The 18,828-nt window shown below is 44.1% G+C and carries 14 protein-coding genes; 11 read left to right on the forward strand and 3 right to left on the reverse strand.

Annotation, left to right across the window (positions count from 1 at the left end):
- Positions 1-153 precede the first annotated feature (153 nt).
- From serC to DXD68_RS10835, 3 genes are read left to right on the forward strand one after another with little or no spacing between them, the layout of a single operon-like run.
- The gene (gene serC, locus DXD68_RS10825) at positions 154-1,221 is read left to right on the forward strand and encodes a 3-phosphoserine/phosphohydroxythreonine transaminase (protein ID WP_122361517.1); all 1,068 of its coding nucleotides are present in this window, start codon (positions 154-156) and stop codon (positions 1,219-1,221) included.
- 4 nt (positions 1,222-1,225) lie between these two features.
- Positions 1,226-2,149 (forward strand): NAD(P)-dependent oxidoreductase, encoded by a 924-nt coding sequence (locus DXD68_RS10830; protein WP_122361696.1) that lies wholly within the window; start codon positions 1,226-1,228, stop codon positions 2,147-2,149.
- Between the two features lie 25 nt (positions 2,150-2,174).
- Positions 2,175-3,422 carry a DUF1015 domain-containing protein gene (locus tag DXD68_RS10835; RefSeq protein ID WP_122361518.1) on the forward strand — a complete coding sequence of 416 codons (1,248 nt, stop codon included), beginning with the start codon at positions 2,175-2,177 and terminating at the stop codon, positions 3,420-3,422.
- 64 nt (positions 3,423-3,486) lie between these two features.
- Here the strand turns inward: DXD68_RS10835 and DXD68_RS10840 are convergent, their stop codons facing one another.
- Both DXD68_RS10840 and DXD68_RS10845 read right to left on the reverse strand, forming a co-directional pair.
- Positions 3,487-4,035: a DUF4833 domain-containing protein gene (locus DXD68_RS10840; RefSeq protein WP_122361519.1), complete on the reverse strand. Its 549-nt coding sequence runs from the start codon at positions 4,033-4,035 to the stop codon at positions 3,487-3,489.
- Positions 4,036-4,038: 3 nt separating this feature from the next.
- Positions 4,039-4,506 carry a WbuC family cupin fold metalloprotein gene (locus DXD68_RS10845; protein ID WP_122361520.1) on the reverse strand — a complete coding sequence of 156 codons (468 nt, stop codon included), beginning with the start codon at positions 4,504-4,506 and terminating at the stop codon, positions 4,039-4,041.
- Between the two features lie 101 nt (positions 4,507-4,607).
- On the opposite strand from DXD68_RS10845, the gene DXD68_RS10850 reads away from it, so the two are divergent.
- Positions 4,608-7,343 (forward strand): substrate-binding domain-containing protein, encoded by a 2,736-nt coding sequence (locus tag DXD68_RS10850; protein WP_122361697.1) that lies wholly within the window; start codon positions 4,608-4,610, stop codon positions 7,341-7,343.
- A gap of 176 nt (positions 7,344-7,519) precedes the next feature.
- On the forward strand, positions 7,520-8,398 hold the full coding sequence (locus DXD68_RS10855; RefSeq protein WP_122361521.1) for a carbohydrate kinase family protein: 879 nt from the start codon (positions 7,520-7,522) through the stop codon (positions 8,396-8,398).
- Between the two features lie 191 nt (positions 8,399-8,589).
- Here DXD68_RS10855 and DXD68_RS10860 read toward each other — a convergent pair whose 3' ends face one another.
- Complete coding sequence (locus tag DXD68_RS10860) at positions 8,590-9,081, reverse strand: SPOR domain-containing protein (protein WP_122361522.1); 492 nt, start codon at positions 9,079-9,081, stop codon at positions 8,590-8,592.
- A gap of 85 nt (positions 9,082-9,166) precedes the next feature.
- Here DXD68_RS10860 and DXD68_RS10865 point away from each other — a divergent pair, with 85 nt between their 5' ends.
- The 6 genes from DXD68_RS10865 (at position 9,167) to DXD68_RS10890 (ending at position 18,824) form a co-directional block, all read left to right on the forward strand.
- Positions 9,167-11,272 (forward strand): alpha/beta hydrolase family protein, encoded by a 2,106-nt coding sequence (locus DXD68_RS10865; protein ID WP_199715627.1) that lies wholly within the window; start codon positions 9,167-9,169, stop codon positions 11,270-11,272.
- Positions 11,273-11,598: 326 nt separating this feature from the next.
- Positions 11,599-12,186: a DUF3575 domain-containing protein gene (locus DXD68_RS10870; protein ID WP_122361524.1), complete on the forward strand. Its 588-nt coding sequence runs from the start codon at positions 11,599-11,601 to the stop codon at positions 12,184-12,186.
- A gap of 12 nt (positions 12,187-12,198) precedes the next feature.
- Positions 12,199-13,656, forward strand: a complete 1,458-nt coding sequence (locus tag DXD68_RS10875; protein WP_122361525.1) for a DUF3868 domain-containing protein — start codon at positions 12,199-12,201, stop codon at positions 13,654-13,656.
- A 56-nt stretch (positions 13,657-13,712) separates the two neighbouring features.
- A complete protein-coding gene (locus DXD68_RS10880) occupies positions 13,713-15,746 on the forward strand; it encodes an Mfa1 family fimbria major subunit (RefSeq protein WP_122361526.1) in 2,034 nt (677 codons plus the stop codon).
- 628 nt (positions 15,747-16,374) lie between these two features.
- Positions 16,375-17,451 carry a FimB/Mfa2 family fimbrial subunit gene (locus tag DXD68_RS10885; RefSeq protein WP_122361527.1) on the forward strand — a complete coding sequence of 359 codons (1,077 nt, stop codon included), beginning with the start codon at positions 16,375-16,377 and terminating at the stop codon, positions 17,449-17,451.
- A 20-nt stretch (positions 17,452-17,471) separates the two neighbouring features.
- Entirely contained in the window at positions 17,472-18,824 is a 1,353-nt protein-coding gene (locus DXD68_RS10890; RefSeq protein ID WP_122361528.1) for a hypothetical protein, read from the forward strand.
- The last annotated feature ends 4 nt before the right edge of the window (positions 18,825-18,828 follow it).

An 18,828-nucleotide genomic window follows, 5' to 3' on the forward strand; every position in this document is an offset into this window, starting at 1 on the left:
CTGTGTAAAAGACGGTGAAAATGATGAATATGTGCCTTTTTGCTAATAATTTTCGGGTTTTGATTTTCAAATTTCAATTTAATTCGTACATTAGCCGCCTGTTTTCGAAAAACACGTTACTTAAATAATATATAACATTAAAAAGAAATAGATATGAAGAAGCACAATTTTTCTGCAGGACCTTCCATTCTGAGCGAATACACGATTAAGAATGCAGCAGCAGCTGTTGAGAATTTCGCAGGTACAGGGTTATCAATTCTTGAAGTATCTCACAGAGGTAAAGAATTTGTTGCAGTAAACGACGAGGCCAGAGCTTTGATCAAAGAGTTACTGGATGTGCCGGCTGGTTACGAAGTTGTATTTCTGGGTGGTGGTGCCAGCATGCAGTTTTGTATGGTTCCTTTTAACTTGTTGAACAAAAAAGCTTCTTATCTGGATACGGGGACATGGGCCTCTAATGCGATCAAGGAAGCTAAATTATTCGGAGAAGTGGATGTTGTAGCATCTTCAAAGGAAGCTAACTACACCTATATCCCTAAAGGCTATAAAGTCGCAGAAGATTCGGACTATTTCCACTTTACATCTAACAATACGATCTATGGTACGGAAATGCGTTATGATCCTGATATGAATGTACGTTTGGTATCCGACATGTCTTCTGATATTTTCTCTCGTCCGATCGATATCTCCAAATATGATATAATTTATGCCGGTGCACAGAAAAATCTGGCTCCTGCAGGTGTCACTTTGGCCATTGTACGTACGGATGCTTTGGGGCATGTAGATCGTGCAATTCCTACCATGTTGAATTACAACACTCATATCAAAAAAGATTCTATGTTCAACACTCCTCCTGTATTTCCGATCTTTGCTGCATTGCAGACATTGAAGTGGTATAAGGAATTGGGTGGTGTTGCTGTTATTGAAAAGATGAATCTTGAAAAAGCAGCAATTCTGTATGATGAAATCGATCGGAATAAATTATTCAAGGGTACGGCTGCTGTGGAAGACCGTTCTATTATGAATGTTTGTTTCGTTATGAATGACGAATATAAGGAACTGGAAGACGAATTTAATAAATTCGCATCTGCAGCCGGTATGGTAGGCATCAAAGGACACCGTTCTGTCGGTGGATTCCGTGCTTCTCTTTATAACGCTATGCCGAAGAGCAGCGTAGAAGCTTTGGTTGCAACAATGAAAGAATTTGAAAAACTACATTGATCCTATGACAAAAGTATTGGTTGCTACAGATAAACCTTTCGCTGCGATAGCAGTGAAAGGCATCCGTGAAGTGGTTGAAGGTGCAGGTTATGAACTGGCTCTTCTTGAAAAATACACGGATAAAAGTCAATTGCTGGACGCTGTTAAAGATGCGAATGCGGTAATCATCCGCAGTGATATCATCGATGCTCCGGTATTGGAAGCTGCGAAAGAATTAAAGATAGTGGTTCGTGCCGGTGCCGGTTACGACAATGTGGATCTGGCTGCTGCGACTGCACACAACGTTTGTGTGATGAATACGCCGGGGCAAAATTCCAATGCTGTCGCCGAATTAGTTTTTGGTATGTTGGTATATGCTGTCCGAAACTTCTATAACGGAACTTCCGGAACAGAACTGAAGGGTAAAAAACTGGGCATTCTGGCTTATGGTAATGTGGGTCGTAATGTGGCACGTATTGCTAAAGGCTTCGGCATGGATGTATATGCTTTTGATGCATTCTGTCCGGCAGAAGTGATAGAGAAAGACGGAGTGAAAGCAGTAGCTTCTACTGCAGACCTGTTTAAGTCTTGTCAGATTGTATCTCTGCATATTCCGGCAACAGCCGAAACAAAGGGATCCATCAATTTTGAATTAATGAATTCAATGCCTAAAGGTGCTATCGTTGTGAATACAGCCCGTAAGGAAGTGATCGACGAAGCAGGTTTGGCAAAGATGATGGAAGAACGTCCTGATTTTAAATATATCACAGATATCAAGCCGGCTATCGATGCGGATTTGGCTGCTAAATATTCGGACCGTTATTTCGGGACACCGAAGAAGATGGGAGCACAGACAGCTGAGGCGAATATCAATGCCGGTATTGCTGCAGCAAAACAGATCGTCGATTTTCTGCAGAACGGTAACGAGAAATTCAGAGTCAATAAATAAGTTGTCAATTGTCAACTGTAAAACTATGGCAAAAATAAAACCATTCAAAGGTATCCGTCCGCCGAAGGATTTGATAAAGGAAGTCGCTTCACGTCCTTATGATGTGCTTAATTCTGAAGAAGCGCGTGAAGAAGCACTAGGTAACGAGAAATCATTATATCATATAATCAAACCGGAGATTGATTTTCCGGTGGGAACAGATGAACATGATCCGGCTGTCTATGAAAAAGCAGCAGAGAACTTTCAGAAATTCCAGGATAAAGGTTGGTTGATTCAGGATCAGAAAGAACAATATTACGTATATGCCCAAACTATGAACGGGCATACACAATATGGATTGGTAGTCTGTGCATATGTGGATGATTATCTGAAAGGGAATATCAAAAAGCATGAGTTGACTCGTCGTGATAAGGAAGAAGACCGTATGAAACATGTACGTGTCAACAATGCCAATATCGAACCGGTTTTCTTTGCTTATCCCGATAATGCGGAACTGGATGCTATTGTAAAGAAGTATACGGCAAAAACTCCGGAATATGACTTTGTCGCAGAACTGGATGGCTTTGGACATACATTTTGGATTATCGATGAGGAAAATGATATAGCCCGTATCACGGAGTTGTTCGAAGCAATGCCTTCCTTATATATTGCAGACGGACATCACCGTTCAGCTGCAGCAGCTTTAGTTGGTGCGGAAAAAGCAAAACAAAATCCGAATCACCGTGGAGATGAAGAATACAACTATTTTATGGCTGTATGCTTTCCGGCAAATCAGCTGACTATTATCGATTATAACCGTGTAGTCAAAGATTTGAACGGACTGACTGAAGAAGAGTTTTTGGCAAAAGTAGCCACAAACTTTACGGTAGAAGAGAAAGGTACAGATATCTATAAACCGGCAGAGTTGCACAATTTCTCCCTTTATTTGGGTGGCAAATGGTATTCTCTGACAGCCAAACCGGGAACATATAACGATCATGATCCGATCGGTGTACTAGATGTTACAATCTCTTCGAACCTGATTCTGGATGAAGTGCTGGGGATTAAAGACCTGCGTTCGGATAAACGGATTGATTTCGTAGGGGGAATCCGTGGCTTAGGTGAACTGAAACGGCGTGTAGACAGTGGTGAAATGAAAGTGGCATTAGCTCTCTATCCTGTCACTATGAAACAGTTGATGGATATAGCCGATACAGGAAATATCATGCCTCCTAAGACAACCTGGTTCGAACCGAAACTGCGTTCGGGACTGGTTATTCATAAGCTGGTGTAAAAAGGTATGTCTGTAAGATAAATAAGTAAGCGAGTGTGTTCTATATGAAATACACTCGCTTTTGTTATTTCTTTATTTTTTCGGAAACTTTGGCTCCGGTACTGGTTGAAATACCTCTCAGTTCAACATAATCTACACTTAAAGGGCTGCCGGATTTGGTCTGGACATAGAGGGATTCCAGTATGGCCGGTTGATTGTCGATCATTGTCATGCAGACATATTTCGAATCCTGCTTGCATATCTTCAGCTTTTTACCCGCATAAGCTGTTAGTGTCACTTCGCTGTAATCGTTTCCTTCCGATATCAGTTTGTATCCGTATGCCATCTTTTTCTGGAAGAAACTTAAACCGTTGGTTTCTCCCGGTCGTTCTTCCCGGTTGACCCAATATACGTTGAGAGGAGATTTGGTGTTCAGTTTTCCGTTCTCCAGATTCACATCGTAGCAAACCAGGTTTTTGTTTGTACTTCGTGCTATGTGGAAAAGCCTTTCGGTTGTCGGATAAGTGTTTTCTTCAGGGTTACCTGCATAAGCGGTGATAAAGGTGAAAAGCAGAACTGTCAGGAATGAAATCACCCTCCTCCCTGTATGATTGATTGTATTGAAATTTTCCATCTTTTATAGTTTGGACGCTAGATAATTCATGTATTCTTTTACTCCTTTTTCATCATTCGGTTCCGGACTCCAGGGTGCCATATTATTCGGATCCAAGGGAGCAAAAGGACCTGGTTTCACTTCATAGACGACTGTATCACGTTCCAGAACGAGCAGGCAATGCCAAACGCCTGGTTTGATTTCTGCACCATAGGACCCAGCCATGGGATCGAGCAGGAATTTTTCCGTAATATTACCTTCGTCGTCAAAAGTAAATACTACAACTTTTCCGCGTAACAACAGGAATATTTCGTCTTTGTCGGGATCCAGATGACGGTGCGGACGGATATAACTACCCGGTTCCATTGCATTCAGCAAACGGTTTACCGGATCGTCCAATCGTTCATGGAAGTTGTAATTCATGCGGAGACGGGGCGATTGTTTCGCCTGTTCGTTTGTCTTGTCAAGTAGCTGCTTATCTATAATCTTCATGTTATGCAATAATAATTTAGAGGACGAATGTACAAAATAAATTTTGTCTGTTATGCTGATAATCCGTACTTTTGTACGAAACCCTGAAAATCGGCTGCTTCATGAAACCCATTATATATCGCTTTTGTCTGTTGATATTTATTCTGTCTCTAACGATTTCCTGTAAACGGGGAGGGGAGGAGAAAGAGTTTGTTGTGGGAATCTCCCATAGCTCTGTTAACGATAGCTGGCGAAAAGCGATGATGCTGGATATGCAAGTGAAGGCTTCTGACTATCCGGGAATGACCCTTGAAATGAAAGATGCCAATGAAGATAATGATACTCAAATCAAACAGATTCGCGAGTTGGTTAAAAAGAAGGTGGATCTTATCATTATTTCAGCCAATGAATCCGGTCCTGTGACAACGGCTGCCGTTGAAGCTTACAGGGCAGGTATCCCGACTATTATCATTGACCGAAAAATCTATTCGGAAGAATATACGACTTTCATTGGAGCCGACAATTACGAGATAGGGCGTGCTGCCGGACTGTTCACGAACTCTTTGCTGAAGAATGGAAAGACAACGATTGTCGAAATTTGGGGACGCGAAGGTTCCTCTTCCGCTCTCGACCGTCATAATGGCTTTAGCGATGCTCTTATTCATAATGATAATATAATCCTGAAAACAGTGTACGGACGCTGGCATCGGGATGAGGCCAAGGTAAATATCGCAGCACTCGGTTCTTTTGAGGATATCGATATCGTATACGCACATAATGATGTGATGGCGTTGGCTGCCAGAGAAGCAATAATGGAAGTGAATCCGCAGGCGGCAGAGAGGATAAAGTTTATAGGTATAGATGCTTTGCCCGGTAAGGGAAAAGGGATCGAAGCGGTTCGTGACGGTTATCTGACAGCCTCGTTCGTTTATCCTACAGGAGGAAGTACGGCAATAAAGGTTGCCTGGCAGATTCTGAACGGAGTGCCGGTCTCCAAACAGTACGCTTTGACATCGGCTCTGATCGATAAGGATAATGCCGGAACCATCTATTTGCAGACCGAGCAACTGGCGGATTATCAGGAGCAGATTGAAAAGCAACGCAATAATCTGGATAAGATGTTCTCGGAATACCGTTTTTTACAAAATTCAGTCGGTCTGATCCTGCTATTGCTGGGAGTCGTGCTCCTGCTGGCTCTTTACGTGATACATATTTTTCGGAAGGTCCAGCGTAAGAATCATGAATTGAAGCATACCAATATGCAGGTCGAGCAGCAGCGTGAAGAACTGGCAATTGCTAACCGGAAGATCGAACAGGCAACCACCCGTAAGTTACAGTTCTTCACCAATGTCTCCCATGAAATAAAAACGCCGCTTACGCTGATACTCGGTCCGTTGAATAAGCTATCGAAAGAATTGCCTCCCGATTCGCCGATTGTCGACGACATACATATAATAAAGAAAAATGCCGACCGCCTGAAACGGGTAGTCAGCCAGTTGCTCGACTTTCGCAAGGTCGAGAGCAACAAAATGGATATGCGGGTGACGGAAGTGGACCTGGTTGCATTTATAGAAGAGGTTAAGTCGTATTTTGACAATATGGCGCAGAGTAAACAGATACATTATTCGTTTCAGCATACCGTCCGGTCTGTTATGCTCTGGGTGGATACAGACAAGATGGAAAAGATATTGGCCAACCTGTTGTCGAATGCCTTTAAGTTTACTCCGGAGGGAGGAACGGTCACCATCCGTTTGCAGGAACATGCAGGGTATGTGATATTGTCGGTGGAGGATAACGGAAAAGGAATACTGCCCCAAAACCTGTCCGCTGTCTTTGACCAGTTCTTTACGGCCGATCAGGTTACCGGAACCGGTATCGGTTTGCATTTGACACGTGAGTTTGTCAGTATGCATAAAGGCAGTATTCATGTGGAGAGCGAACCGGGTAAACGGACCGTCTTCTTTGTCGAATTGCCTAAAGGAAAATCTCATTTTGATGAAACCTGTACGTTTGCTCCTTCCGTAACTGAATTGTCGAGCGGTGTGGCAAACCTGGATACCCGCGAAATGGACGAGATCGTGAATCGGACCTATGATTATACGATTCTGGTTGTGGAGGACGATCCGGATATTAACGCTTACCTGCAAAAGGAGCTGAAGCCCAACTTCCGTATCCTGGCTGCCGGGAATGGTGCGGCGGCTGTCGATATATTGGCAAAAGAGAATGTATCATTGGTTATCAGTGATGTGATGATGCCTGAAATGAATGGTTACGAATTGTGTAAACGGATCAAATCGGATATCGCTTTCAGCCATATTCCTGTCATCCTGCTGACAGCCCTTTCCGATGATAAGCAGCGAATGTACGGCATTGCCAGTGGAGCCGACGAGTTTATTCAGAAACCTTTCCATATCGAAGAACTGAAACTTCGCATTGTCCGCCTGCTGGAAGAACGTGCCCGTTTGAGAAATGCCTTCGCGCAGGAACTTCAGTCACCTGCCGCTTCCGACCTGAAGATCGGTAAAACGGAAAGCATGGATGATGTATTCATGCGTAAGTTCATGGCGCTGATCGAAGAGGCCTATCCCGATTCCGATTTCAGCATAGAGAAAGCGAGCGATATGCTCGGTCTGTCGCGCGTACACCTGTATCGGAAAGTAAAGGAGCTGACTGGTGTGACACCGACAGACTTCCTCCGTAACTATCGTTTGAAGCGTGCGGCTGCTTTATTGAGAGAGAAAGGTCGTAATGTGAATGAGGTCGCTTATGCTACCGGTTTTAGTTCTCCTCCTTATTTTTCCAAGTGTTTTAAAGCTGCCTATACTGTTACACCCACCGAATATCAGGAAAAAGGATAACAATTGTTACATTCGTGTAACTAAAGTGTAAGGACTCTGTAAATAAACTTGTTATGTAACGAGCGTTATTCTTTCTGTAGCATGAGTTATCGTTTACTTCCATGGCATTCCCTAGTTTTGCACTATCGAAATTCAAGGGGTAACGATCTTGTATTATTAAAAGAATTATTTAGACCATGGAGCAGATGAAGCAACAAAGCAAAAGACCGGTAGTAGTCGGTATAGGTGAACTTTTATGGGATTTACTTCCCACTGGTAAAACAGCAGGTGGTGCGCCTATCAATTTTGTTTACCATGCTTCCCGTTTAGGAGCAGAAGGTTATGCTGTCAGCGCCATCGGTGATGATGAAGACGGAGTCGATATCCTGAAAGAACTGGATAAAAACTCTATTCAATACCTGATTGAAAAAGTCCCTTATCCGACAGGAACGGTCAAGGTCGATCTGAAGGAAGACGGGATACCGGAATATACGATTACAGAACGCGTTGCCTGGGATCATATGTCGCCTACATCGGATGCCGTCGATTTGGCAGAAAGAGCTGATGCTATTTGTTTCGGGGCATTGGCACAGCGTTCGATTCAATCGCGTGAAACGATTCAGGCTATTCTGTCATTTGCACCGGATACGGCTTATCGTTTGTTCGATATAAATTTGCGTCAGCATTATTATAATAAGGGATTGATAGAAGAGTCATTGTATCTATCCAACGTACTGAAGATGAATAGTGATGAGATGAACCAGCTGAAAGAGCTGTTCGGGTTGAGCGGTACGGAAGATGAAATAGCTATCTGGTTCATGGAAAAGTACAATCTGAGAATGGTTGTCCTTACGGCAGGAGCCTCTTACAGTACGGTTTATACGCCGGATGAAGTGTCTACATTGCCGATACCCGAAGTGGAGGTCGTAGATACGGTAGGTGCAGGAGATGCCTTTTCAGCCGCTTTGATTATGTCACTGCTCAATGGCGGCACATTGAAAGAAGCTCATCGACATGCTGTGAAAATTGCGGCTTTCGTTTGTTCCAATAAAGGAGCATGGCCGGTTTACGAATAAGAAAGATAATTCATGTATGTATAGGTTTTTTATTGTTTAAGGCAAAAAGATGGTTAGTTTTAGGTTTTTAGTTTAGGTTGGTTGAAAGGTCCGGTATCTCCGGACCTTTTGGTTTATAGTATCTTGGATAGAATAAAAAAAGGACCGACTATATGATCGATCCCTTTCCATGTTATTTTATAAAAAGTATATTAGTACTGTCTTTCAAGTAACCATGCATCCTGGAAATCAGGAGCATATTTAGCTTTGATAGCATCGCGGCTGTCGGCTGCATCAGCTTTATCATCGAAGCTGGCAACGATTACGCGCAACATGCCTTGTTCGTTTTCACCTAATACCGCATTGTAGCCTGCATTCTGCATACGCTCTTTCAAAGAGTAAGCGTTTGTCTTGTTCTTGAAGCTACCGATAACAACACTGTAACGTTTCAGACGGCTGGCGTCTTCGCCTTGTGCAGCGTTGATTCTTTCCGAGCGAGTCGTTGCCGTAGAAGTTCTGGGTTTAGAAACCGGTGCAACCTCTTCAACAATCTCTTCTTCTTGTTCTACTACCTCAACAGGAGCTGTAGATTCTTTTTCTTTGGCTTGTTCGTAAGCAGCCTTATAAGCACTCTGTTTAGGTTTACATGAGCCGAATGCTAAAACCATACTTATAGCGGCTCCAAATAACCAAATCTTATTCATACTGTTCAGTTCTTAAATTACTTGTGCAAAGATATAAATTATATTTACTAATTTCGCACACAGAATATAATATATTATAATGTACATGAATAAATCTATTGCAACAATGGTTATGGCAACATCCGTATTACTAGGTGCTTGTAACCAAGATGCTAAAAAAGCAGAGGACACAAGACCCGTTATCGGACGCTCGGAAATCAAAATTACCGACGGACGAATGACGCCTGAGGCTCTTTGGGCTATGGGCCGTATCGGAGGGATGAACGTATCTCCGGACGGACAAAAAGTCGTTTATACGGTTGCCTATTACAGTGTTCCGTTGAACACTAGTAACCGGGAAGTATTTGTAATGAACGCCGACGGATCTGACAACAAACAGATCACTCACACTCCTTTCTCGGAAAATGAAGCAACCTGGATTAAAGGAGGAACAAAGATCGCTTTCCTTTCGGGTGAAAGCGGGAGCAGCCAACTTTGGGAAATGAATCCTGACGGAACGGATCGTAAGCGACTGTCTGACTATGACGGTGGTATCGAAGGATTTGCTTTCTCGCCGGACGAAAAGAAAGTTCTTTTTATTTCGCAAGTAAAGACTGTTCCGAGTACTGCCGACAAGTACCCGGATCTGGATAAGGCAACCGGTATAATTGTTACAGACCTGATGTATAAGCATTGGGATGAATGGGTGACAACCGCTCCGCATCCTTTCGTTGCCGACTTCGATGGAAGCAAAATAAGTAATCCTGTCGATGTGATGGAAGGTGAACTGTTCGAATCTCCGTTGAAGCCTTTTGGCGGTATCGAACAACTGGCATGGAACACTACTTCCGACAAGGTGGCTTATACCAGCCGTAAGAAAACAGGAAAAGCATACAGTCTTTCTACTAACTCGGATATTTATGTATATGATCTGAATACGAAGCAGACGGTAAATATCAGCGAAGGGATGATGGGATACGACACTAATCCGCAGTATTCGCCTGATGGCAAAAGTATTGCCTGGTTGAGTATGGAGCACGATGGTTACGAATCAGATCAGAACCGTTTGATGGTGATGAACCTTGAGACAGGTGAGAAGACTTTTGTTAGTAAGGCTTTCGACTCCAGTGTCGATGGATTTTGCTGGAGTAATGATGCCCGGACAATCTATTTCACTGGTGTATGGCATGGTGAATCACAGGTTTATCAGATCGATCTTGCTGCAAACAACACCATCACTCCTTTGACGAGTGGTATGTACGACTACGAAGGAGTTACCCTGTGTGGTGCTGACAAACTACTTGTTAAACGTCATTCTATGAGTATGGGAGACGAAATCTATTCAATTGCTTTGGATGGAGATCATACTGTAAATCAGCTTACCTTCGAGAATAAACAGATCTACGACCAGTTGAAGATGGGTAAGGTGGAAGAACGTTGGATGAAGACGACCGATGGAAAAGAAATGCTTACCTGGGTAATTTACCCGGCAAACTTCGATCCGAACAAGAAATATCCTACCTTATTATTCTGCCAGGGTGGTCCTCAGAGTCCGGTCAGCCAGTTCTGGTCTTACCGTTGGAACTTCCAGATCATGGCTGCTAACGATTATATTATCGTGGCACCTAACCGTCGTGGCTTGCCGGGCTTCGGTAAAGAATGGAACGAAGCTATCAGCGGCGATTATGGTGGTCAGTGTATGAAAGATTATTTTACAGCAATTGACGAGATGGCAAAAGAACCCTATGTAGATAAAGATCGTCTGGGATGTGTGGGTGCCAGCTTCGGCGGCTTCTCCGTTTACTGGTTGGCCGGTCATCATGATAAACGCTTCAAAGCTTTTATTGCTCATGACGGTATCTTCAATATGGAAATGCAATATCTGGAAACAGAAGAAATGTGGTTCGCCAACTGGGATATGGGCGGTGCTTACTGGGAAAAGAACAATCCGGTAGCTCAACGTACATTTGCTAACTCTCCGCACCTGTTTGTAGACAAATGGGATACTCCTATCCTGTGTATTCACGGGGAAAAGGATTACCGTATCCTTGCCGGTCAGGGAATGGCTGCTTTCAATGCCGCCGTACTTCGCGGTGTTCCTGCCGAACTGTTGATCTACCCGGATGAAAACCATTGGGTTTTGAAACCGCAGAACGGCGTGTTGTGGCAACGTACTTTCTTCGAATGGCTGGATCAGTGGTTGAAGAAATAAGATAGGGACTCTCCAAATACTGTATTAAGATTGCTTCGGTCTTCTGCAACAAAAGCAGACGGCCGAAGCAATCTTTTTTTGTCTTATTCGAAATAACATGAAATACATAATGTTTCGAATAACAATGTTAAAACCAACTTAAATTGGTACTAAACTTCTCTAATTTGATACCATATGTCGTGTACGGACATCAGTCTATTACTGGAATATTTATTTTTGCAAAACGTGAAATGACTTGATTTACATGTTATTTCGAAAAAGTAGTTGTTGTAGGTTTACTTATGCTGAAACACAGGTATATAAAGAGAACTAAAAGTACAGTATCTATGAGAAACGTTTTAATACTAATTCTAATCTGCTATACCAGCCTTATGTCTGCGAAAGAGGGCATACAACCGGGAAAAGGTCCTGTAGTTGCACTGAAGAGCAACATCCCTTATTGGGCAACCAGGACTTTTAATGCCGGGCTCGAATTCCGTCTGGCCCGTAAATGGACGCTCGACCTAGAAGCCGGACTCAACCCCTTCTCCGGCAAAAACGATGATGGCAGCTACGACAAGTCGCTGAAGCATTTGCGTTTGCACCCGGAAGTTAGTTACTGGTTTTGCGAGAGCTTCTACAAGAGTTTTATTGGCTTACACGTACCTTATATTATATATAATGTATCCGACATTAAATGGCTGGGTACCGAAGGTGAACGTCATCAGGGTTGGGGGACAGGAGTCGGCATCAGCTACGGCTATCAGTGGCTGCTTTCGAAGCATTGGAACCTGGAGGCCACGGTCGGCGTGGGCTATCTCTATCTCGAATCGGATAAATACCCTTGTTCCAACTGCGGTAGTAAGATCGAGAAGGTAAAGAAACACTATTTCGGTCCCACGCAGGCCGCTGTAAGTTTTATCTATTTATTCTAAAAGAACTCCCTTATGAAACGCTTACTAACTATAACAATCATGCTATTCGGTGCCACAACACTCCTCACAGCCCAGGATACCGCTCCCGGAGCCGTGCAAGAAGGCACTATCCTGATAGAACGAAAAATGGTGGAGAAGGCCGATTCTTTTCTGGTAGTGGATATGACTGTCAATATCAGTGGGATAGAGGTAGACCGCAACCGTTCGGTCGTATGCACTCCGCTGATTCACCATGGTGATAGTTTGCGTCCGTTGCCTCCTATTGTTATCAACGGACGTGATCGTCATATCTTGTATGAAAGACAGGAGCGCAAAGCCGAACCGGGATTAAGCTTCGTGGTGCGCCGCCAGAATAAGAAAGAGCAGCGGATCGACTATCATGCCCACTTCCCGTTCAGCAAATGGATGGAGAAGTCGGAACTCTCTTTGGTGACCGACCTTTGCGGTTGCGGCTGGGAGGCCTTGCAAAACGACAGCTCTGTCTTGTTCTCCATCAATATGGCCGACCCGATCTTGCTGGTGCCCCAACTGGCCTATGCCGTTCCGCAACCCGAACCCGTGAAACAACGTGCCTTGGAAGGACGTGCTTTTCTGGACTTCCCGGTCAATAAGACAGAGATTTATCCGGAATATCGCAACAACCCGCAGGAGCTTTGCCGCATACGCGAAAGCATCGAGTCGGTGCGCAACGACGCCTATGCAACCATCACAGACATAGATATCAAAGGGTATGCTTCGCCCGAAGGAAGCTATGCCAACAATGCCTACCTGGCGGAATATCGCGCCAAGGCCTTGATGGGATATGTAAACGAACTCTACGATTTCGGCTGTGCCTCGATGCAGGTCAACTTTGAGCCGGAGGACTGGAAAGGGCTGGAAGAGTATGTCGAAAACTCTGACCTCCCCGAAAAGGAAGAGCTCTTGGCCATCATCCGCGCCGACGAGCCGGCCGACTGGGATCAGCGCGAATGGCGACTGAAAACGCTTGCCGGTGGTGTGCCTTATCAGACCTTGCTGCGCGAGGTATATCCGGCCTTGCGGCATTCGGACTATGTGGTAAAATACACCATCCGCAACTTCACCGTCGAGGAGGCGAAGGAATTGCTCTACACCGACCCGAGCCGGCTGAGTGTGGAGGAAATGTTCCGAGTGGCACAAACCTACGAGCCGGGTGGCGACCGCTTCAAGGAGGTATTCGAAATAGCTGTCCGCATGTATCCGGACGACCCGGTTTCCAACCTCAACGCTGCCAACATTGCTATCAGCGAGGGCAAAGTGGAGCAGGCCAAACGTTATTTGGCGAAAGCCGAAACCTCTCCGGAGAAGCAGCTGGCTGAAGCGGGTATTGCCATGCTGGAGGGTGATCTGGATAGGGCAGAGACTTTGTTGCTCCCGTTGAAAGATAACCTTGGTCTGGCTGAAGATGTTGCCAATAACTTGGAGCAGATAGCGATGAAGCGGGCTGAATAGTTTGGACAGAAGAACAAAACTAGATATTAATATTAATAACGTAAATTCTATACATAATGAAAAAGAAAAACTTTTATAGCTTATGGGCAGCCGCGCTATTGATGATGGCGGGAGGTTGTTCCGAAGAGTTGGGAGAGGGAGATGACTCGAATGGCGGTGGCGATGGCACTGGCGATAAGGCGTATGTAACCGTCCGTATTTCTTCTCCGTCAACTGGGGCGAGGACAAAGGCGGGTGATAAGCCTGAAGGTGGAGAAGGTGGTGATGGATTTGTGCAAGGAACAGTGGATGAGAATTACATTAGGGATGTGAATATATTCTTATATAAGACAGAACAGCAACAAGAAGGTGCTGAACCTGATAAATATTTGTCTTTAGAAACACCAATAGTAGGAAGTGGATTTTCAGAGCAGGTAGATAATGACCCTAAGACTCCTTCTAATAATCATACGCCACAAGCTACTGTTGAAATTAATATTCCAAAGCTAGGAGAGAAAATTGAATATTACAATATCTTGACTATAACTAATGCTGGTGAGAAGTTGACTTTTAGTACAGTCAAGCAGTTACGTGATTATTTATTTGAAAAGCAGGATGCTTGGGAGCATGGTGTGGAAAGAGAGGATGGGGAGATAGTTACAACTCACTTCGTGATGTCTACTCATACGATGACCTTAGGCAATGATAAGTCGGTTGTAGGATTGAGCCAAGCTAATAATAATCCTGCAGATGCACCATCTGTAACTGTTTATGTTGAGCGTTTGGCGGCTAGAATTGATCTGAAATTAGGGGACGAAAATGGGAGCTATGATGTTGCAACAGATAAAGTACAACTTACTGCTTTTTCTGTTGTCAACCGATTAAAAGCAGGTTCTTATATGTTTAAGAGAGTGACTGTCCCTGAACTTGGAAACGATATGGATAAACAACCGATTAGAACAGAAAGTGATGGAGATATCTATTTAGGTGATGAATATTGGAATACAGAAGGTTATTATAATTATGTAATTGATCCCTGGACACGTGGAAAGAAGGTGGATTTGTTTACAGCAGATGGATATACTCCAGTTTCTTTAGCTTCACATTATGTGGATAATGGAGAAGCTAAAACTGGTTCTACTTCCTTTGATGATCTGTATATTAATCATTTTAATAAAGAACTTAATGAAAAAGAAACTTTTGTGATTTATGGTGACAACTTACCAAACGCAGGAATAGGGGAGAACGAAGGAAATTATGGTGAGAAAGGTTACAAGCTTATCGCTTATACCTTAGAAAACACAACAGGCTGGGAACAACAACTTAACGGCTTTTCTACTGGGGTGATCTTTAAGGGGACATATACTCCTAAATATGTAATAAAATATAGTATAGAAGAAAATAAAAATGAATCAGTTGAGTATGCCAACCTTGAGAAAGAGGATCAATATTTTTACACAACTAAAGTAACAACAACACAGTCCACACAAGACGACGATGGTAGTACTGGAACAACAACGAAAACGGTTCTATATGCAGATTTGAAATCATTGCTGGTTGGATCATTTAGTGATGATGTTAATGGTGATATTGTTAAACTCTTATTTGGAGGAGCAGGCAGTACTACTACTACTGTAACAAAAGAAGAAGTAGAAGCAGTAGTTAATACACTTCAAGGAAAGTTTGGTGAGGCATATGCGGCGTTTGTAGGAAAAAACATACAGGAGTCTGTTAATATTAGTGATATAAATTATGAAGCTTTTGCACAGACTATCAAACCCAATGATGCCGAAGTTCTAGCTGAAAAATACGACATTCACTATTATAAAGACGGTACCTGCTACTACAAATACTGGATCCGTCACGCAAACAACGGACTGAATCCCCCCGATAATCCTAACCTGGGTATCATGGAATACGGTATTGTCCGTAACAACCTTTATAAGTTGGATGTAACAGCGATTAAAAAGTTAGGTGATCCACTACCGTTTACTCCGGGAGTAGACGATCCTAAAAATCCGAATGAAGACGATAAAACGCAGTATTATATCACGGTTATGGTTTACGTTAAAGACTGGGTAATCCGCGATAACGGGCAAATTGAACTCTAACCATCCAGGTGTGGTAGCACTATAGTCCTACAGGGGCTGGCACTATAGTCCTAACACCCTTAGCACTATAGTGCTACAAACAGCACCTAGTCATAGCGACCGCGAACTCTGCTCATAACGACAGAGACCTTTGGTTGTTACGACCGGAAGCCCTGTAAGGGCGCAACAAGAAATACGACTTTTTTGCAAAAACCGCCCGCTTTTTTTCGCAAACGTCGGCGGCTTTTTCCAAAAACGTCGGCAGCACTATCCAAACGGATAGGCACCCATTCCAAATGGCTGCCTATTCATTACCAAACGGGTCAGCACCCATTTCAACCGGCTGCCGACCCGTTCAAAACCGATAGCCGGGCGAAGCAGACCGGCGGAACCTGTTTCCGAAACACTGCTTCTGAAAAAGTTTTTACAAAAACAGCGTCACTTCCATCACCCTTATAAGCTGTTTCTTGATAATCAATCAATAGAAGGGTGAATGCAGTTGTCTTTCCGGCGTCACCTCGCTGAACGAGTGGCGTCACCAGGTGACGCCGGAAAAAGACAACCCTTCATCTCATTATTCCTTGTATAACAAGGCGTAAAAGGCAAAAAGTGAAAGGTGAACCCAAATTGGGACAAAAAAATATAGCATATGAAACGATTAATTACGTACATCCGATTAGTCTCTTCACTCCTTTTATTGGGAGCGTCTGCCTGCGACTATATCCACGACGACACCTTGCCGCCGTGCGAATTTCGTCTGCATTATGTGTACGATTATAATATGAAGTTTGCCGACGCTTTCCAACACGAAGTCGACCAGGTCTCCCTCTTTATCTGCGACGACCAGGGTACCTTCCTCCGGCAGCGGCAGATTGAAGGCGACGAACTGAAGGCCAACGACATCCGTCTCGACCTTCCTCCCGGCACCTACTACCTGGTTTCGTGGGCAGGCCTCGACGAAGGCACCTACCAACTGCCGCAACTCACCCCCGGCACTTCGCCGGTGGAAGACATACGCGTGCGCACCCTCCGCCAGTCGGACGGCACGCAACCCCGCGAACTGCACCCCCTTTGGCACAGCCTCGACACCATCGTCGTCTCCGGCCTTGCCCACGAGAGCGACACCATCAGTCTGGCCAAAGACACCAACAAACTGCGTTTCGTACTCCAAAACGTGAAAGGCGACAATATGGACGTGAACGACTTCACCTTCCGCATCGTGGCCGACAACGGCTATATGGACTACGACAACAGTCTGCTGCCCGACCCGGCCATCAGCTACCTCCCTTACTACACCGAAAACGTGGAGATAGCTGCCGACCCCGACCCTGAGTCTACGGTCTCCGGCCAGCTGGTAGCCGTTGCCGAAATGAACACCATGCGTCTGATGGCGGGCGAGAACTTCCGTCTGATCGTACAGCATAGGGGCTGGGAAAAAGATGTGTTGAATATTAACCTCAACAATTACCTTTTGCTCACAAAAATGGAGGGTCACGACATCAGTGCCCAGGAATACCTGGACCGTCAGGACGAATATTCCATCATCTTCTTCCTGACCCCAATCACTTGCCCGGATCCCGATCCTGATCCTGATCCTGACCCTGACCCTGATCCCAATCCCGACCCAGACCCTGATCCCAATCCCGAAGATCCGATCATCGGCTATGCTTGTTACACTATCCAGGTAAAGGATTGGGTGATACGGTTGAATGAAACGGATTTGTAAATGGATATAAGTAAATGTGTATGAAATATCAATTCATAAATATCGGCTTCTTGCCTTTGCTGCTGTTCTTGCTGCCCTTCTTCCTCTGCACCTGTGCAGACGAGGAGCCTGTCGGCCCGCTGCCGGGAGATTTTAAGACGGTGGATTTTCATTTGCTGCTTAAAGGAAACGGAGAGGATAGCAATTCGACGCAGTATGAGGGAATGGAGGATGTGCTTTTAGTGATTACGGACAGTGAAGGCGTGATTTTGCAAACCCATAGCGAAGTGTTAAAGGAAGAGAGCAACAACATGACCGTCTTTGAGAAAACCATCCGTTTGGAGGATGTGCCTAAGGAGGCGGCTTATGTGTATGCGTTTTCTAATTTGACAAGCGAGTTGCTGAAGAATAGTGATGAGATTCTGGCAGCGTTGGAGGTGGGGAAGAAGTTGCCGGTGACGTTTAATGTTGAAGGGGCATTAGTTGGGATGCCACATGTCAGGATAAAGGAAGATTTAGTGATAGACAATGGGAAAGAGGGTACTGAACCTAAAACTCCTCCTATTCCCATGTCCAGTCATTTTCATGAACTAAGAGAAAAGGAGATAAGTATTCCTTTATATCGTATGGTTGCCAAGGTGAAGGTGAGCATAAGCAATAAAATGGAAGATAATTTTACAACCACAGTGGATGTAAGCAAATTTCGAAATAGAGACTCTATTTATACCCTACCTTATAAATCGTTGTTGAATGATATAGGGAAAATAGAGTTACCGTTATTCCCTAATGGTACTACGTCGTTGAATCCTGTTTGGGGGATATTAAATAATGCTGTAGTTGTAGGTGGGGGTGCCCCGGTGGAAAAAGTCTTTTATGTACATGAAACTTCGTTAGGTAAAGATAGTATTAAAGTGGATGTTAAGATTACGAAACCAAAGAATGAAACGAAGACCGGTGTAACCAACTTCACCTATGTGCATCGCAATGACTATTTAATAATACCATTAGTATTGAGCGAATATGCCTTGAATGTATCGGTTAGCGAGCAGCGTGCTCCTATCGGTGGCTACCCGTTTGCGTTTCAACTGGATCTTATCTCCAGCCGTGAGTATCAGATTAAGAATACCGGTGTACTGACGATTCATTTGGAGGCTGTGAAAAAGGCTCTTGGGTCAACTGACACTGAGGTTAACTTTACAATAAAAGATTGTAAACTAATATCAGAGGATGGGGCTATTACTTGGTTGAACGGAAGTGAACCGGAAGACCTTACTGAGGTTAAGGAAGTTAAATTAATGGTTCATAGAAAGGGAACGGCTACCTTATCATTTACGGTAGAGATTGCTAATGATAGCAAAACAAATATCGACTACGAGATAAAGCTTATTTACTAAACAG

The sequence above is a fragment of the Parabacteroides sp. TM07-1AC genome (assembly GCF_003480915.1).
Taxonomy (GTDB): Bacteria; Bacteroidota; Bacteroidia; order Bacteroidales; family Tannerellaceae; genus Parabacteroides; species Parabacteroides chongii.

What these genes read in the sequence shown, in the direction of transcription:
- serC (WP_122361517.1), top strand. Translation starts at nt 154, where the DNA reads ATGAAGAAGCACAATTTTTCTGCAGGACCTTCCATTCTGAGCGAATAC.
- DXD68_RS10830 (WP_122361696.1), top strand. Translation starts at nt 1,226, where the DNA reads ATGACAAAAGTATTGGTTGCTACAGATAAACCTTTCGCTGCGATAGCA.
- DXD68_RS10835 (WP_122361518.1), top strand. Translation starts at nt 2,175, where the DNA reads ATGGCAAAAATAAAACCATTCAAAGGTATCCGTCCGCCGAAGGATTTG.
- DXD68_RS10840 (WP_122361519.1), bottom strand. Translation starts at nt 4,035, where the DNA reads ATGGAAAATTTCAATACAATCAATCATACAGGGAGGAGGGTGATTTCA.
- DXD68_RS10845 (WP_122361520.1), bottom strand. Translation starts at nt 4,506, where the DNA reads ATGAAGATTATAGATAAGCAGCTACTTGACAAGACAAACGAACAGGCG.
- DXD68_RS10850 (WP_122361697.1), top strand. Translation starts at nt 4,608, where the DNA reads ATGAAACCCATTATATATCGCTTTTGTCTGTTGATATTTATTCTGTCT.
- DXD68_RS10855 (WP_122361521.1), top strand. Translation starts at nt 7,520, where the DNA reads ATGGAGCAGATGAAGCAACAAAGCAAAAGACCGGTAGTAGTCGGTATA.
- DXD68_RS10860 (WP_122361522.1), bottom strand. Translation starts at nt 9,081, where the DNA reads ATGAATAAGATTTGGTTATTTGGAGCCGCTATAAGTATGGTTTTAGCA.
- DXD68_RS10865 (WP_199715627.1), top strand. Translation starts at nt 9,167, where the DNA reads ATGAATAAATCTATTGCAACAATGGTTATGGCAACATCCGTATTACTA.
- DXD68_RS10870 (WP_122361524.1), top strand. Translation starts at nt 11,599, where the DNA reads ATGAGAAACGTTTTAATACTAATTCTAATCTGCTATACCAGCCTTATG.
- DXD68_RS10875 (WP_122361525.1), top strand. Translation starts at nt 12,199, where the DNA reads ATGAAACGCTTACTAACTATAACAATCATGCTATTCGGTGCCACAACA.
- DXD68_RS10880 (WP_122361526.1), top strand. Translation starts at nt 13,713, where the DNA reads ATGAAAAAGAAAAACTTTTATAGCTTATGGGCAGCCGCGCTATTGATG.
- DXD68_RS10885 (WP_122361527.1), top strand. Translation starts at nt 16,375, where the DNA reads ATGAAACGATTAATTACGTACATCCGATTAGTCTCTTCACTCCTTTTA.
- DXD68_RS10890 (WP_122361528.1), top strand. Translation starts at nt 17,472, where the DNA reads ATGAAATATCAATTCATAAATATCGGCTTCTTGCCTTTGCTGCTGTTC.